This is a genomic window from Stieleria sp. JC731, assembly GCF_020966635.1.
Classification (GTDB): domain Bacteria; phylum Planctomycetota; class Planctomycetia; order Pirellulales; family Pirellulaceae; genus Stieleria.
This window is the reverse complement of the sequence record NZ_JAJKFQ010000001.1, coordinates 215,483-233,223: the sequence shown is the minus strand read 5'-3', so window position 1 is coordinate 233,223 and position 17,741 is coordinate 215,483. Positions and strand designations below refer to the sequence as shown.

General features: G+C 54.1%; 10 protein-coding genes. 5 read left to right on the top strand and 5 right to left on the bottom strand.

The window, feature by feature from the left end; all coding sequences use genetic code 11:
• Nucleotides 1-55 precede the first annotated feature (55 nt).
• Nucleotides 56-2,419, top strand: coding sequence for a serine/threonine-protein kinase (locus tag LOC67_RS00765; protein WP_230260454.1), 2,364 nt, complete (start codon nt 56-58; stop codon nt 2,417-2,419).
• Between the two features lie 182 nt (nt 2,420-2,601).
• Here the strand turns inward: LOC67_RS00765 and LOC67_RS00760 are convergent, their stop codons facing one another.
• Nucleotides 2,602-3,060, bottom strand: coding sequence for an FHA domain-containing protein (locus LOC67_RS00760; RefSeq protein WP_230260452.1), 459 nt, complete (start codon nt 3,058-3,060; stop codon nt 2,602-2,604).
• A gap of 130 nt (nt 3,061-3,190) precedes the next feature.
• On the opposite strand from LOC67_RS00760, the gene LOC67_RS00755 reads away from it, so the two are divergent.
• The 4 genes from LOC67_RS00755 (at nt 3,191) to LOC67_RS00740 (ending at nt 10,040) form a co-directional block, all read left to right on the top strand.
• Complete coding sequence (locus tag LOC67_RS00755; protein WP_230260450.1) at nt 3,191-4,267, top strand: TIGR01212 family radical SAM protein; 1,077 nt, start codon at nt 3,191-3,193, stop codon at nt 4,265-4,267.
• Nucleotides 4,268-4,316: 49 nt separating this feature from the next.
• On the top strand, nt 4,317-5,687 hold the full coding sequence (locus LOC67_RS00750; protein ID WP_230260449.1) for a sensor histidine kinase: 1,371 nt from the start codon (nt 4,317-4,319) through the stop codon (nt 5,685-5,687).
• A complete protein-coding gene (locus LOC67_RS00745; RefSeq protein WP_230260447.1) occupies nt 5,669-7,084 on the top strand; it encodes a sigma-54-dependent transcriptional regulator in 1,416 nt (471 codons plus the stop codon). Before LOC67_RS00750 ends, LOC67_RS00745 begins: the two co-directional genes overlap by 19 nt.
• 376 nt (nt 7,085-7,460) lie before the next feature.
• Nucleotides 7,461-10,040, top strand: coding sequence for a glutaminase family protein (locus LOC67_RS00740; protein WP_230260446.1), 2,580 nt, complete (start codon nt 7,461-7,463; stop codon nt 10,038-10,040).
• A gap of 83 nt (nt 10,041-10,123) precedes the next feature.
• On the opposite strand, the gene LOC67_RS00735 is transcribed toward LOC67_RS00740, so the two are convergent.
• From LOC67_RS00735 to LOC67_RS00720, 4 genes are all read right to left on the bottom strand, one after another.
• Entirely contained in the window at nt 10,124-11,863 is a 1,740-nt protein-coding gene (locus LOC67_RS00735; RefSeq protein WP_230260445.1) for a sialate O-acetylesterase, read from the bottom strand.
• Between the two features lie 193 nt (nt 11,864-12,056).
• A complete protein-coding gene (locus LOC67_RS00730) occupies nt 12,057-15,338 on the bottom strand; it encodes a DUF5724 domain-containing protein (RefSeq protein ID WP_230260444.1) in 3,282 nt (1,093 codons plus the stop codon).
• A gap of 222 nt (nt 15,339-15,560) precedes the next feature.
• Nucleotides 15,561-16,703 (bottom strand): hypothetical protein, encoded by a 1,143-nt coding sequence (locus tag LOC67_RS00725; protein WP_410001114.1) that lies wholly within the window; start codon nt 16,701-16,703, stop codon nt 15,561-15,563.
• Nucleotides 16,704-16,874: 171 nt separating this feature from the next.
• Nucleotides 16,875-17,621, bottom strand: coding sequence for a calcium-binding protein (locus LOC67_RS00720; protein WP_230260442.1), 747 nt, complete (start codon nt 17,619-17,621; stop codon nt 16,875-16,877).
• Nucleotides 17,622-17,741: the final 120 nt, after the last annotated feature.

Below are 17,741 nucleotides of genomic sequence, written 5' to 3'. Positions count from 1 at the left end.
GTACAGGAAGGATTGACACGGCGTCTACCAGCTTGGGATGCGAAAGGGTGGCTCAGTGAACGAAGGAGATTTGACGGAGTTTCAAACCGAGGGTGGTCAGTCGGCCAGCAAGAAGCTGTCGATGCAGGCTACCGCGCCGCCGTCGGACGTCCCAGGGTATCGCCTGGAGCGTTTTTTGGGCAGCGGCGCGTTTGGACAAGTCTGGGTCGGACGAGATTTGAACACCGGGCGGCCGGTCGCGGTCAAGTTTTTCTTGCATCGCGGCGGTGTGAATTGGTCACTGCTATCGCACGAGGTCAAAAACCTGGTCCAGCTTTCGGCCGACCGTCACATTGTCCAGGTCTTGGAAGTGGGCTGGGACAACGATCCACCCTACTACGTGATGGAGCTAGTCCCCGGAGGCTCGCTCGAAGACGAGCTTACTGAGCGTGGCGCCCTGCCAATTGGCGAAGCGGTGCTGCTGTTTCGAAAAATCTGCATCGGGCTCAACCACAGCCACAACAAGGGGGTTCTGCACTGCGACTTGAAACCCGCCAACGTGCTACTGGGTGACGATCACGAACCACGTCTCGCGGACTTTGGCCAAAGCCGCATGACGCATGACCAGACGCCGTCGCTGGGCACGCTGTTTTACATGGCCCCCGAACAAGCCGACTTGGGGTCATCCCCGAGCAGTTCATGGGACGTCTACGCTGTCGGTGCGATCATGTATCGAATGCTGACCGGTGGACCGCCCTATCGCGATGATTCGATCGTCGAACAGCTTGATACCGCGGGCTCATTGCCGAAGCGATTGGAACGCTATCGTGAATCGATCCGCAATGCGACGCCGCCAGTGCGGCACATCCAACGTGGCGGTGTCGATCGCGAACTGGCTCGGATCGTTAGCCGATGCCTCGCCCCAGAACCCGACGCGCGGTTTGCGAACGTTCAAGAGATCCTGGAACACTTGGACCGTCGCGACGAATCCCGCGCCAGACGCCCGTTGATGCTTCTAGGCATCCTGGGACCACTGCTGCTGTTGATCGTGACCAGTATCTCGGGTGTGCAAACTATCAACACCGCCAAGGAACAAACCATGGTGGCGCTTAAAGCGGAGGCGCGCGAAAGCAATCTGCTCGCGGCTCGCTTTGCGGCCCGGACTTTGGAAAGTGAACTGGAACGATACTTTCGCTTGTGCCAAGAAGAAATCACAAGCGATCAGTTCCGACAACAGCTCGGGGAAACCCTGCGTGACGCGGGCTTGCAGAAACAACTGCGCGGCCTAAAGAACGCAGGCACAAGTCAAAACGCCAGTAAACTGACCGATGTTCGTGATCGGCTATTGGATAACGAGGCACGGATCAAGCTAGACGAGTACTTGCAAAGTCGTCTGGACGACTACATGCCGAGCGAGGATCACCCGCACCGGCCAAAGCTGGCAACGATCTTCGTCACCGACGGAAGCGGGACTATCTTTTCGATCGCCTACGTTAACGCGGTCGCGCGGGAACAAAGTAGTGCCGGTCGAAACTATGCCTATCGGACGTATTTCCATGGGCAAAAAAATGACCTACCCAAAACCACGGCAATCGCTGACGTCAAAGCCCTAAGCCACATGCAGATGTCGGCCGCGTTTCAGTCCACCGCGACATTTTTGTGGAAGATCGCGATCAGTGCGCCCGTCACACTATCGGACGATCCCAACGCGCCACCCGACGCAGTATTTGTTGCCACAATCAACCTTGGTGATATCGAAATCCTGCAAGGTGATGAACAGAAAAACCACGTCGCAGTCCTTGTCGATGCGCGTGACGGTCCGACCCGTGGAACGTTGCTACAACACCCTTACATGGACGATCGCCAACGCGAAGGCAAGTTGAAAAACGGTGAGGTGTATCGCGTTGACAATCAAACGATGGATGCCCTTCTACTTGGCGAAGACGTCAACTACTCCGATCCGGTCGCGAAGGCTGAGGAGTCCGATATCTATTCGGGTGGCTGGATCGCGGCGATGCAACCGGTCGCGGTTCCGAGGCTTCGAATTCGACCGGGTGAAGCTCAGCAAGCTTCATCGGGAAACCTCACCATCGACGAGCAGTCTGACCTGCTGGTACTGGTCCAGTACAGGCTGAATAAGGTGTTCGCGCCGGTGGGTCAAATGACGCAAAGTCTGCTACGAACCGGTAGCGTTGGGCTGCTTGCCCTGCTGTTGGTCAGCGCGATGCTGTGGTTCTTTGTTCGCCGGGTTCGCGATGACCGCGTGGTACGACGAATTCGAAAAGCGACTGTCGATGTGAAGCCAATGGATCGGCAGCCAGTGAACAAACAAATGTCGGGCCGGAGATCATCCGGCAATCAAGCGACGAAAGAGACGTCGAAGCCAACCCCGGTTAGCGACCCGACAGAAACGATCGTGCTGCCAGAAAAGAGAGACTGAGAGCCTCGGAAAAGGCGACTGTGAAAGTTGCCGACAGACGGTGCCTGCAGACAGTGCCTACAGACGGTGTTTTCGGCAACAAAACCTTTTCCCATTGAACGACAAAAGGCAACGAATCCCAAGCGAAAGGGATTCGCTGCCTCATCTGAAGGGCGTTGCGACTGTCTAGAAAGCTCGACCAGCTAGTCGATTTTCTTATTGGTGAATCCTTTCGCGTCGCGTTTGCTGACACCGGCACGGGACATCAGCGAACTTTTCATGACTTCATCCAAGTACTCGTCATCGGCAGGTGGTGGGCCATACGCGCCTAACGTTTGCGGGTCGTATTCGACGGTGTAGACGTGACGAGCGATTGCCAGCTTGCACTTCGGATCCAGGCGTTTTCGGATCACAGGGCGGCCGTCGACTTTGATGCCATTTCGGCTGTTCATATCGCGGATAAACCAATATCCCTGCTCCAAAGTCATTCGAGCGTGTTGACCGGAGACGTTATTAAACTTCAACTGAATGTCGCACTCAGAACGTCGTCCGACGACGAGCCGATCCTTCACTAGAGGGATTGGATCGCCACCGCCCACCGGGACCAATTGCCCATATTTTCCGGCGAAATCCAGGTCGTCATTGTCGTCAAAATCGTTCACCTTCACGCCTCGTGAGTGGTGGCTTGTCGAGCGAGTTAAACTGTGTCACAAAAAATTGCGTGTTCGCAAGTCACTGAAACAACGAACACCCTAATATCGATCGAACACCCCCGCTTGGCAACGGACTCCTTTGACAATTTCCGGTTCTAATGATCGTTTGGCCTGGCAACATGAGGGTCTTTACTTCAATGCCTTCGGTGCATCGCTAAAACGTCGCTTCGGCGGACGAATTCAGCGTGTGAGCATCGATGCGGGCTTCACCTGTCCCAATGTTGATGGCGCGGTAGCTCGTGGGGGGTGCAATTTTTGCGACAATCGGTCGTTCAGCCCTTCTCGCCGGGTTCGTCTAAAACGCGTTAGCGAACAGCTCGAAGGCGGCATCGAAAGTGTCCGTCGTCGCTACGGAAACGTCGCCGGGTTTCTGGCATACTTCCAACCCGCCACCAACACCTACGCTCCGGTCGATCAGCTGGAAGAGGTATTCCGATTGGCTCTGCGGCAGCACCCTGACGTTGTTGGGCTGGCGATTGGGACCCGCCCCGACTGCGTTCCCGATTGCGTGCTGGAGCTAGCCGAAAGCCTTGCGAGCGAGCGTTATGTTTCGCTGGAATTCGGCATGCAAACGATGCACCAGCCGGGTTTGGACTGGATGAATCGTGCGCACACCCATGACCATATGATCAATGCACTCGATCGAGCGAGATCGAGAGGCTTTGAATGTTGTGTCCATATCATTTTAGGCATTCCTGGGGAAACGCACGAAATGATGATGCAAACCGCTGATGAAGTTGCCCGTCTGGGATTCGACGCAATCAAGTTACACAACCTTTATGCGGTCCAAGGCACAAAACTGGGTGATGAAGTCATCAGTGGAAAAATTCAGATGCTGGAGCAGGACACTTATGTGAAAACCGTCGTCGACTTTCTGGAACGCATCCCGCCGACGACAGTCGTCGAACGCATCAGTGGTGACGCGCCGCCCAAATATTTGATCGCACCACAATGGTGCTTGGAAAAGTCGACGCTGAAGCTTCAGATCGAAGGCGAATTTGAAAGGCGGGGTTCTCGACAAGGCACGCATTTCGTTGCACCGGATATCGATCCAGAATCACGCCCTCGTCCCGCCGACAACACGCCGCAATCGATTCGAGATCAGATCGATGTCCGAGGACGTTTACCGGTCTTGAAGATCGAATCTTCCGACTGAGTGCGGAACAGTCTAAGCCAACTGCTTTTATCAACTCGCAAACCGCTGCATGCCAGAGAAACCTTCGCCATCACCCTCCGAGTCGACAGCGCATTGGTCGCCGATGGCATCGCTACGGTTTCGCCTTCTCGGTCCCATCATTCTTTCAACACTGGTTGTTGCGATCGGCATCTCAACGGTTGCCTATCGTTTCGGATCAGAACAGGCGAGCGCCGAATCGGAGCGGCGTTTTGATGATCTACAACGGACGATTTCGCAAGCCAGATATCCCTTCAACGAAAACGTACTCCGCTTGCTAGCCAGTCTAACTGGTGCCGAACTGCTGACTCTTGATGAAAACGAAGCGGTGATCCGAAGCACCATCACTGGCGTCGACACCGCACCGGCTGACCGAACCGACGTGGTGATCAATAGCGTTCCGTATCTTGCACGTCGGATCGCGATCGAAGGCTCGTCCCGAAGACAGGACGGTGTGAAAGAGGTCGCGGTGCTGTTGGATCAAAGCCAACTTGCCAAGCGCCGTAAACAGTACATCGCCCTGCCGATCGCAACCGGCCTGTTGACCGTTATTCCGCTGGGCTTGGTTAGCTACCTACTCGCTTCACGTTTGGTCAAACGCATTCGTCGCTTGCAACAACAAGTTCACACCATCGCCAGTGGTGACCTGCAGCTGACCATCCAAGACAATGATCGTGACGAGCTTTCACGGCTCGCCCATTCGATCAATCAGATGGCGTCGGAACTGGAAACGCTTTGGAAACAGACCGAACGACGTCACGGTGAAAAATTGATTTCCCAAGTCGCCGCTGGCATGGCACATCAGCTTCGCAACAGCCTGACCGGAGCACGGATGGCGGTCGAACTGCATGCGAATGACTGCGATTCGGGTGACGACGAAGGAATTGCGGTCGCGCTTGATCAGATCGAAAAGGCAGAGGAATACGTCCGCCGAATCGTAATGCTCGCTTCGGGAAGACTGGCCGACGCGGTCGAGATGCCCGTATCAGAGTGCTTGAAACAGATGCGTGAAACCATCGGCCCTATCGCCTCGCATCTGCGGCGACCGTTGCGGTGGGAGATCGACCCAACGATCGACGACACCACTGTCGCCGAAGGTTCGACCTTTGTTGCGGGTGTGTCCAACTTGATTCAGAATGCACTTCAGGCAGGCCAACATGTGACCGTTAGCGCGAAACGTTCGGATCAGGTGCTGACCGTCGCGGTGATCGATGATGGCCCCGGCGTGGACAACAAAATCGCGGCGGAAATGTTCGAACCATTTGTCACCACCAAATCGGAAGGCCTTGGGCTAGGCCTATCCGTCGCCGCCCGCGCCGCGATGACGCTTGGCGGGAACGTGGACTATTTTAGAACCGACCAAACGACCGAGTTTCGATTCACATGCAACATCAAGTCCTGATCGTCGATGATGAACCAGCGATTTGCTGGGCACTCGAAAAGACGCTTGCCGGTGAAGGTCACTCCGCAACGATCGCGTCCAGCGCCGAAGAAGGACTACGCTTGGCGGAAGACCAAGAATTCTCGATGGCGTTTCTTGATGTGCGTTTGCCGGGGATGGATGGCATCAAAGCGTTGCCAAAATTCATCGAACGCACCGCAGCGCCGATTGTTATCATCACCGCCTTTGGTGACTTGGAAACCGCTGTCGCCGCTGTAAAAAATGGCGCCAGTGACTATCTCACCAAGCCATTCCGCTTAGAAGATGTCCTACAAGTCTGCAGGCGAACGCTGCAAACCGTCGAACAATCTCGTGTTGAAAAAGCTCAGACGGCAAAGCCGACCCATACACCACCCAGCGCGGCATCAATGGTCGGCGGCTCGGCCGCGATGCAACAGGTGTTCCGGCAAATCGCATTGGTTGCCGATAGCGACCTGTCTGTGCTAATCACGGGTGAAACGGGAACCGGCAAAGAACTGGTCGCTGCCGCGATCGCCAAACACTCGGCCCGATCACAACAACCTTACATTGTGACCGCACCGGTTGCCTTGAACCCGGAACTGATCGAAAGCGAACTCTTTGGTCATGTTAAAGGCGCGTTCACCGGTGCGATCGCCGACCGCGAAGGCTTATTCGAACAAGCCGCCGGCGGCACGATTCTGTTGGATGAAATCGGTGACTTGCCGATGCGGATTCAAGTCAAACTGCTACGCGTGTTAGAGTCCGGCGAATTCAGCCGTGTTGGCGAAGTCCGCTCGCGCATCGCGGATGTCCGCGTTATCGCGGCAACCAATTGCGACTTGGTCAAAGCGATTGGCAAAGGTGAGTTTCGCGAGGACCTTTACCATCGCCTAAGCGGCATGCAGATCCATCTTCCGCCGCTTCGTGAACGGATCGATGACATCCTGCCATTGTGCGAGCACTTCCTTTCTCGCCTATCGACACCGGTTTCGATCGACCTCAGCGACAACATCATCGAAGAACTACAAAGGCGTCCTTGGTACGGAAATATTCGTGAGCTGAAAAACGCGATCGAGCATGCTGCCGTGATTGCCCGAGGACGTCCGCTGGCGATAGAAGACCTGCCCACCACGACGGTGCATCATCCCGGCGACGGCGATGACGCGGTGTCGTCGGGTTTACCGGAAACCGTCGTCGAAAAATGGGTGCACCGTCAACTCGCCGAAGACGACTCCAACAATGCGAATTTACACGCCAAATTTCTTGATGACTTTGAACCCGCACTGATGCGGCGAGTGCTGCAACACACTGGCGGAAATCGTGCGAAAGCCGCGGAAATCTTGGGGATTCACCGCAGCACACTCCGCGAGCGATGCAAGGAATACGGACTGGACTGACAAGGCCTCTCAATGCGCCGACGGCTTGTCTCATGTTCTGATCCGATTCGGCTGCTATCTTGATAATCCCCACGATTCCTCCTCAATCAGCTCTTAATGCGGCGATCGGCCCCGCGCCGAATCGCCACCGATGATGTCCGTCGCTGACTCATGGCGACGTCCCGGTTGGCGGAGGCGTACGTTTAGAAAGTGACGTTCCCCGGTTGCTGCATGGTCGATCGACCCGGCCTTCGATTCAGACGAAGGTGATGCCACTGTAAAGGAGCCTTGTGTTATGAGGCCCGATGCAATCAGGCCTGCGTAATGGGTCTTGGGAAACCGAATTCACGGTGACCGGATAACGTCGTCCAATCTCATCACGGCACTTCAAACCAAAATGATGAATCGAACTCTACAGACCTGCTTGATGCTGGCCAGCGTTGTGCTCGGCATGTCGGTCACGAAAACGACGTCAGCAGAAGAAGCTTTTCGCCCACCCGCGGTCCCCTTGGTCGCATGTGACCCGTATTTCAGTGTCTGGTCGCAAAGTGACAACCTTTGGGAAACCGCGACAACCCACTGGACCGGAAAGTCACAACCGATGGCCGCGCTCGTTCGCGTCGACGGACATGCTTATCGCTTGATGGGTGATTCGCCACAAACGATCGCTGCTCTCAAACAAACGTCCGTTCGCGTATTGCCAACTCGGACCGTTTATCAATTCGAAGGGCATGGCGTGTCGGTGCAGTTGACCTTCACGACGCCGGCACTGCCTGGCGACATGATGTTACTCAGCCGCCCGACGACCTATGTCAACTGCGAAGTCTCGTCGACAGATGATCAAGAACACGACGTTGAATTCTACTTTGATGCCAGCGGTCAGCTTGCCACCAACCTGGCAGAACAAGAAGTCACCGGCTCGACCGAGAAACTTAAGAACGCCACCGCATTGAAACTGGGTACGGTGTCTCAGTATGTGCTTGGAAAGTCAGGCGATGACCTGCGTATCGACTGGGGCTACCTCTACGTCGCGGCAGATCAAAAAGCCAACGCCCAAACCAGTTTTGGATCGTCCGCGTCACTTCGTGAATCGTTCGATAACGCAGGCGTGAAAGGTCTCTCTGAACAAGACGCGGAATTCCCGATCGCTTCGGATCAAGTGGTTGCAGCAATCGCAATGTCGCTGGGCAAAGCATCGAAAACGTCAGCCGCGTCGGGCTATGCCCTGATCGCCTATGACGATCTGTATTCGATCGAATTCATGAAACACCGCTTGCGACCGTACTGGCGAAAAGACGGCTGGAATGCCGAAGATCTGATCAACGCCTCCATCAGCGAACATGCTGACCTGGAAGCTCGATGCGAGAAGTTTGACGACAAGTTGATGGGCGATTTGAAAAACGCCGGCGGACAAGCGTACGCTGACATCGGCGCGTTGGCCTATCGCCAGTGCTTTGCAGCAGGCAAGTTTGTTGCCGATGATAACGGCCAACCGCTGCAATTTAGCAAGGAGAACCACTCCAACGGCTGTATCGCTACCTCGGACGTCTTCTACCCGATGGCACCCCAGTTTTTGCTGTTCGGACCGTCGGTATCGAAATCGTTCATCGTTCCGTTCATGGAATATGCTGCGTCGAGCCGTTGGAAATTCCCCTTCGCTCCGCACGACTTGGGTACTTACCCCAAGGCCAACGGACAGCGTTACGGTGGCGGTGAAACCAGCGAAGAAAACCAAATGCCCGTGGAAGAATGCGGCAACTTGCTGTTGCTATTCGGCGCGGTCGCACAGATGGAAGGCAATGCGGACTTCGCCGGCCAATACTGGAAACAGCTCTCGCAATGGGCTGACTACCTCAGCGACAAAGGTTTCGACCCCGAGAACCAACTGTGTACCGATGACTTCGCCGGTCACATGGCACATAACGTCAACTTGAGTGCCAAGGCCATCTGTGCGCTCGGTGCCTATGCAAAGCTTTGCGAAATGCGAGGCGAGTCTGCCGAGTCAGACAAATTCAACAAGGTCGCAAAGCAATACGCCCAGCAGTGGATCAAAGCCGCTCGCGATGGTGACCACTATCGCTTGGCATTTGACCGTGAAGGCACTTGGAGCCAAAAGTACAACTTGGTTTGGGACCGCATCTTGGGATTGGATCTATTCCCAAGCGAAGTCTACGAAACCGAGATGAAATACTATCGCGATATTCAAAACGAATTCGGTTTGCCGTTGGATAACCGGTCGGACTACACCAAGCTGGACTGGGTGCTTTGGACCGCCACGTTAACCGAAGACCGCGATGACTTTGATGCCCTGGTTCAGCCCGTGCATCATTTCTTGAATGAAACACCTGATCGTTCGCCGATGACCGACTGGTATTTTACGTCGACTGCACGCAAGCGTGGCTTCACCGCGCGTCCTGTGGTTGGCGGTGTCTTTTTGAAGCTCTTGTATGACGCCAAAGTTTGGCAGTCTTACGCTTCGATGGACACGACAAATGCCGCCGGTTGGGCCGACATGCCGACGCCACCAAAAACCGAGAACTTGGTTGCCACCGCTGCCGACACCAAAGCGACTTATCGATTCACGACCGAGCATCCGAGTGGGGACTGGTTTGCTGTCGATTTCGATGATTCGTCTTGGTCAGAAGCTCAAGGCGGTTTGGGGTCGCGTCAAACGCCGAGCGCTCCCGTCGGAACCATTTGGAATACCGACGACGTTTGGCTGCGACGAACGATCAAACTATCCGATGTCTCCGGACGACTAGCCTTGCGTATCTGGCATGATGAAGAAGCTCAGGTATACGTCAATGGGAAGCTTGTCGTGTCACTTGGAGGCTACACGACCGCGTATGATTCATTCGAAATTGAATCAGACGCGTTTCAAGAAGGCGACAACGTCGTGGCAATCCATTGTCACCAATCGACCGGTGGACAGTTCATCGATTTTGGTATCGATAAAGTTGTCCCCGCGAAAAAGTAGTCGACCTATCAGTCTTCGGTGACGAAAGTGACCGATCCTAAAATGCCGGTGGTTCTGCCACCGGCATTTTTTATTGGCAGCTTCTATTGACGGCTGGAAAGCTCCTGCAGTTGCTTTTGAAGCTTTTTTTGTTCGGCAACCACTTCATTGAATTGGTCGGTTCCGCGTTTGAGCTCACTTCGCTTCGTGGCAAGCTGTTTAATCTTTGCTCCTAAGTCACGACGCAGCAGAAGCCTCTCGCGAGCTGACAATGCGGTCTGTGGCTCGACATCCTGCCAGTCATCGGTGCGGAAAACAGAAGCGGGCAAACCTTCGCTGTTGACCAGGTTCGCTCCTTCCGGATTCGCCGCCCAAGCGTATCGAACCGCGACAGGGACACTGACGTCATCGCTGTGAACACGAACAGAATCTTTCCCGATGATCTCGGCATCGGCCCAATGCCAAGCCTGATCTTTGCCAGCGACTTCGAAACGCTGCAAAGGTTCTTCGTCGCGTGATTTCAGCCCCTCACCGACGTGATCAAACGTAATGGTGATGGCTCCATTTTTGGCTTCACTCGATCTGAACAACGGGCCGGAATACACCAAATCCATGTCATAGTCTTTTGCCAATGCCCAGCGAGCTAAGCGTTCACCGACGTCGTGCTTGTTCTTTGGGTGGATGTCTTTGGCTTCACCAACATCATTGATGACCGCCATCCCGGTCTTGGGAACGTCGCCGACGACGCGGCGCATCCTGTCCTGCAACAATGGCCATGGATCGTTATTGCCAGGCTGTGTTGTGGGATCGCGAAAATTAGCAAGCTGAACGAAGTAGAAAGAAAAATCATCGTGCCAGCGCTGCCGCCAATCAGTGATCAACAGCGGTAGGGTTTGATCGTAAGGCACCGCATTTGGCTTCGCGTTTCCTTCTCCCTGGTACCAAATCGCTCCGCGAATGGTGTATCCGACGAACGGGTGAATCATTGAATTGAACAGGACGCCGGGCTGACCTTCGGTATCCAAAGGCCGCTTGGGCGTTGCCGGACGTCGTGGAGCCCTACCACGTTGATCGGCTGGCTTTTCCCGATAGGCCGCCATGGCTTGCTTCCATTGTTCCATCCGCTGTTCGTATTGCTGCTGCGCCACGCTGGCGTCGTAGCCCGCATCAGCTTTCTCAGTCGCTGCGACCAATTTCGCAGTGCCATCGTTGGTACGTAATGCTTCACGGCTGGTGAAGGTCTCAACGGGTTTTCCACCCCATGCCGATTTGATCACGCCAACAGGCACATCCAATTCCTCGTGCAGCTTCTTTGCGAAGAAGAAAGCGACGGCGGAATACTGTGGCACCGATTTCGAGTTGGCAAGCGACCATTCCCCATCGATGTCATCTTGTGGCAGGACACTGGTGACTGTCGGCGCGTTGAAAAAACGCACTTTGGGTAGGTCTGTTTTGGCAATGATGTCTGCATAGGCAGGCACACGGTTCATCGTGAACACCATGTTTGACTGGCCCGATGCGAACCAGACTTCACCCACGAGCACATCTTCGATCTCGATCGATTCATCGCCCGAAGAGATTTTCAACATCGCGCCATCGGCGTCGGCTGCTCCGGATGCTAGCGCCGCTGACCATTTGCCATTTTCGTCAGCCTTCGTGTCGACTGACTTTTCTTTAAACGAAATGGTTACCGTATCGCCAGGATCGGCGCTACCCCACAGGCGCACATCGCGATCACGCTGGATCACCATATGGTCACTAATGAAGTGGGGAACCGTCAGCTCGGCGAATCCGACGCTTGGCATTGCCATGCCAAACATCAGAAGCAAAGATCGAATTTTCATATCGGGTGGGGAAAGTTTGGGTGGGAGATCAACGACTACGCCAGCACACCCCACCATCCTACATCGCCCGAGCTACCGGCGTGCAACCCGGTGGCGAACTCCAGCCGTAGCAATTTGTTGATTGCCAGGTTTGGTCCCTGACATAGTCGCCTTCGACTGCGTGAAAAGCGACAATAGAAAACCAACAAGGCATTTAGACGCTTCCCACCGTCGCATCCACATGGTCGGCCCATTGTGGTGCCAAGGTACTCAGTTCGATTAGACGCTCGTCAGTCAAAACACCGGATTTGATTTCTTCGCTAAAGAGTCTGGCAAAGTTTTCTGGCGTATCGCTTACGGCGGGATAAGTCTTGATCGCAAGCTTCGTCAACACGACAGCTCGTTTATGCCCCGACGATCGGGTGCTTCGATCCCTTCGAAGCGGCGCATCGCCGACCGATCGTAGTATTTGCAGCAACGTCTGGGCACCGAAGAAGCTTTTGATTGCGGTGATCGCCCCGGTCGCCGTTGTTTCCGACTCGCCTCGCTGCAGTTCGATTTCTAAAAGCGTTTCCCGGATCTTATTTAGCAAATCCTGAATCTCGCTACGCTGCAGAAACTCTTCCAGCGACGGATCAACACGTCTGTCGGTGAATGTGCTTAGCAGTTCAAAGTCCTCTGCGGCGCTGTCATCAAACCGCGGCCCGATTAATTGATCCACCACATCGTCGAATGTCGCAACGCCCGCAAGATAGGCTTTCGCGATCACAACCGCATGGCAATGCAAGCGTCGCGCTCCCGGCGTTGGCTCGTCGCACCAGCGCAGCACCTTCCAAATCCGCTCCCACTGCTGCTTGGTCGGTTGGACATTCGGATCAACGGCTTTGGATTCCAGAAAGATCTTGCAAAGCCAAAGCCACTCGTTCGTCCGATACCGTTGATAGGGATCAGCGACTCGGCGATTCACGTCTTCCCGCTTCGCTGTCGGGATAAAACCTGGGTAGTCTTCCTGCGGAATCGACGCGGCGAGGTTTTCGGTAACGTCCAATAGATAGTCCAGCACATCTGATTCAGTCACCGGCATCAGCCAATACTCGAGCACACCTTGGACATGCTCGGGATATCGAAGCGGAGGCGTTTCGCCGTCTTGCCCGATACATTTGAGCAATGCTTTGCGTGACTCAGTTTCTTCAATGAATGGCAAGATCTCTGACCGGTCATAGTCATCATCGCTCTGCATCAAAAACAGTGCTCGCATGACTTCCAAGTTATCGCGGTCCGTGAGCGCTTTCGGTCGTTTGGCAAACCAGTCGTCCCAAAGGTCGGCGAGCGGCAATGCACTGCGTACCTGTTCGATCGTTCGACCGTCACACAGATCGACGAATGCTTCACCCGCTACCGCCAAGGCCTGTGTCATATCTTGTGATCCGTGCCGGAATGTGACCAGCGCAGCACGGTTTTCATCCACCAATTCATCGAGTGCCGACAACAGCTTTCGAGCGGCGGCGGAAACAGCCTGACGACGATTCTTCTTTGGCGTCACAACTTGTGTGCGGCGACTGGGACTGAACAACCCAAAACCGTTGGCTGTGGATAGTTTTGGCTTGTAGCTTTTCAGGATCGCATTGATTTGCAACTGCTCTTCTTTGCTAAGCTTTTTATGTTGTTGGCTATATCCGCTGGCGGCATCGACACAGGCGGAACGATCACGATTTTCCTTTGCCAAGCAACGCAACAATTCCAAACCAGCCAATCGCTGTTGTTTATTCCGTGACGAACACAGCAAGTTCGCCATTTCCATCGCGGTATCATCGTCTTGCAACAGCAGTAGCTTGATGATTTCGTTACGCAGGTCGGCTGACTTTCGCTTTAGAAACTCACAAATCAAGACCAGCTCATCACGCTGAAGGCCATGCTCTCGCAACGCCTTGACGGCGATTTCGCGAACGTCCAAAGAGAGATCGCCGACCATTTCGACCAAGGCGGCCCGTGTCTCTGCATCCCAGTCATCTGAATCAGCAAGATGATTGGCAAGCTTCTCGCGACCTTCGGGACTGAGGTCTTTTCGATGCGGCAACAGCAACGTGGCCGAGCGATTTCCGAGTGCTAGAAACAAAGCCTCTGTCAGATCAATTCGTCTCGCCTTCGTTTCGGTCCAAGGCCAAACGATTGGTGCAAATCGCAGTGTTTTGACCGGCAACCGATCGAACAAAGACTCGACATCCGCGAGGACGAGGTGACTGCTGATTTCGTCTACGGTCAGGGCTTCGAAATCATCGATCCCTCGAAGCGATTTCAGGGCAACGCGTTCGTCTTCATCGCTGACCGCCTTTCCCAGCAGCGGCAATGCGGGGGTGAACTCCAGCCACGCGAGATAGCACACCGTCGCATAGCGGACTTCAATAACGGAATGTTCGATCAGGTTGCCAGCGGCGGCTAACGCGTCTTCGACCGAACGGACTCCCACCGCCCATAACGCGAGATAAACATCGGATGCATTTTCGGCGTCTAAGAATGGATCTGCCAGAAAACTTTCCGCCTGTCCCGGCTCGCTCACAAAATGCGCAAGCGTTTCTTGCGCATCGATTATTTCATCGGTTGATTCTCCGGACCAATGCCAACCCAACCAATCATCCATCGCTTGAACGACCGAACCGTGGCGAGTCATTCCCTGTTCATGCAACAAACCGAAAAGCCGACCGAGCGCATCGGGATGAGCATCAAAAGCTGCCAACAAAATCACTTGCCGCAGACCTTCGCTCGTGTCGGTGGCCAGCAGTAACCGTTCAATGATCTCCCAACCTTCGACGCAATCGCTCGCCCACAATGCGTAGAAAACATGATCACCGAGCACGCCGACTTCATGCTCTTGCTGAACAATCTGATGCAACACGTCCAAGGTTTCTTCGGACTGTTCGTGCCCCGCAGTTAGGTTCGCCGCGATGAGTTGACCGAGTTGTTGCTCGCGAGTGATATACCCGGTCTGAAGATAGGGTGCCCACGCCGCGATCATCGGAAGCGTGAGAATCTCGTCCTGGAACGTCAAGCAGATCTCAATCATCGCCTTCAGCCAGAGCGCACGACGCACCTGGACTGCCGGACCGATACTAGATGATCGGATTGTTTTCTTTTCGTAGTGATAGCTCTCGCAAGTCGTAGCCATCCAATTCCATGTGGTCTCAATCAATGGTGCGATATTGCCGGTCGCTGCGGCAATCAGCTGTGAAACCTCGCTGTCGGATAGCTGTTCTAAGGCGTGATGGGCATCCGCCTCCGCATCGTTGATCTGGCTCCAATCGAAAAAGGAATTTCCTTGGTGATCTCGACCAAATAGACCGAAACAGATTCGCCTCAGCTTGTCGGGAGCCAGCTCAAGTCGCTTGGCCAGTTCTGCCTGCACCTGTTCGTCAAACGTCAGGATCACCCCATCTGCGGAGGTTCGCGGCAGCAGCCACTGAGTTACTTGCTGTTGAGCTTCTTCGGGTGATAGTGCCAATGTTCAATTCCCAACCGACATCGCCAAACAAGTCTGCTCGTTTGGCATTTTCGAAATAGCGTTGCGACAAAACGATCTCGCAGTAGCGACGTTTCCGAAACGTGACCCTGTCCGAGACAACCAGCATCTTGCCCGGAACGGTTTCGATTGCAAAGGCGGGATGAGGTGCGTTTTCGAATTCCTTTTATCACATCGGTAGCTTTGCAGCGACTTTGCAAGAGGCTACCCGAGAAGCTCAAATTCGACAGATTGAAAGATCTTTCCATTGATTTGCACCGACAGCTGATGCGTGCCCGGATAGAGCGTGAACGTCGTCGCGTTGGCGTGCAGCTTGTGACGTTTGGAAAAGCTTTTCGTTGCCCCCCGCTTCAAATCCGTCACACCGATTTTGAAGACCTTGCCAGCTCGGCCGCCATTGGATTTCACAAAATCAATGACGTAATCGATGATCAACGACTCGTCACGTTCGGCGTCAACAGAAAAGGAAAACTCTAACGACTCGCCGGGCTTTACCGAATCATTTTCCAACGTGATTGAGCTGACGGTGATCTTGGGGTCCGGACGATAACCTAGAAACTTCAGCGTCGACGGATGGCCTTGCTTGACCAGCGTTCGCAGCGCATGCTTGGTCATCCAAGTTAGCTCTTTATCATCTTGTCGCTGTTCGCTCCTCCATCGTTGCAGTGTTGTTAGCACCAGATCCGGATCTTTCTTGGAAATGTCATTCAAGTGATTGGCGACGCTTCGAGTGACATAGCGAGTTCGGTCCGAGTGCAGTTGATCCAATAGCGGAATCGCTGCCGTCAATTCCAATGGCACTTTCCCAGACCATGGCAATGACGGCCTGGTCCCTTCACTAACCAAACGCCGGACGTGGTAGTTGCGATGGACTGACCACTTTTCGAGCTCGGCAATCGTCGCCTCTGGATACTTGCGAATGAACGCCCGAATCGCGTCCTCCATCGAGAATCGTTGAGTGATCTCTTTGAGAGTCTTTAGCGAAAGTCGCAGTTGCTTCTTGTCCAGTCCATTGCGCACGACGTATTCACCCAGCGGCGCAAGGATGAAATCGCCAAAGTCGTCGTCTGCCAGGGACTCATCCAACTTCGGCGGCAGCGCCGCGACAATTTGCTTTGCGGCGACCTTGTAGTCCGATGAAAGGTGCTGCTCTAAAACTTCGGCGATATGAGTGATCCGCTGCTTGAGCTCAAGCTCTTTGAACTTCGCCAGGACTTGTTTGACGAAGGATTTGTGATCAAAGCTACTGTCAGCCGCCTGAAACTGATCGGCCAGATAGGTGACCGTTTCTCGATTGAAAAGGTGATCTTTTAAACTGAAACTGCCCACCGCGTTTGTCTCGTAAATGTTGCACTGGATTACGACGCATCATTGATGCAGCAACTTGGTCGGCAATCGCCAAAAGTGCAAGGGCAAACCGTGAGACCTAAAAACACGAAGCCCTCCCAATGATCCAGACAGAATCCGGGACATTGGGAAGGCAACGTGTTTTGGTATTGGCTTCGGTCACTTTCACGTTCAATTCTGAGTTTCGATCAAGACGTCTTCATTGGTATCGAAGTCAGCAAGCGTTTCCTCATCAACCCGAGTGGTTTGGGTTTGCCGAATCGCGGTTCGGCTTGATGTGACACCTCGCAACATCAGTGGATTGTAAAACTGATACGGCTGAAAGCTATTTAGCGTGACCGTTTGATATTTGTAGTACTGGATGAAAGTATCAGTGCCTTCACCTCCTTCCAAGCGATCTTTTTCGCCGTCAGGTCCGCCATGCAGGACATCGGCCCCACCACGCCCGAACAATTTGTCTCGTCCTGGACCGCCCTGGAGGTTATCGCCGAGCATGCTTCCTTCGATATAGTCATTGCCTTCTTCACCGAAGACATAGATCTCGACAGGAACGTCGGGATCGCAGAGCACGACGTCGTTTCCGTCCCGACAAAGAATGAAGACTTTCTGAATGTCATCGAACTCGTTGTCATACTTGAAATCCTCATCTGCCATGTCTTCCAACTCGTCTTCGGTGAAAGCAAACAGATCAGGCACATCGGCGAACTCGTTTTGATCGAACATCAGTCCGCGAATCACCAGTTCGTCATCGTCTCGGCTGATCATGACAAGGTCATGTGAGTCGTCCAAAAAGATTTGAACCCAACCGTCTTCTTCGTGGCAATAGTCTTCGATGTCGTAGTCAACATCCGCTCTGGCGTTCCCTGCCAAGATTGCCAAACAGATTGAGAACGCAGCCAAAATTCGTGTACAACGCATGATTTGATCCCCGTGTTTGCGGTTGCCCGCGGTTAGTTGCCTTGATGGGCAACCAAGCGTCTGCGAGGAATCGATGTGTCGTGTTTTTTATGATTTCGAGACCGCAATCCGAAAACAAGG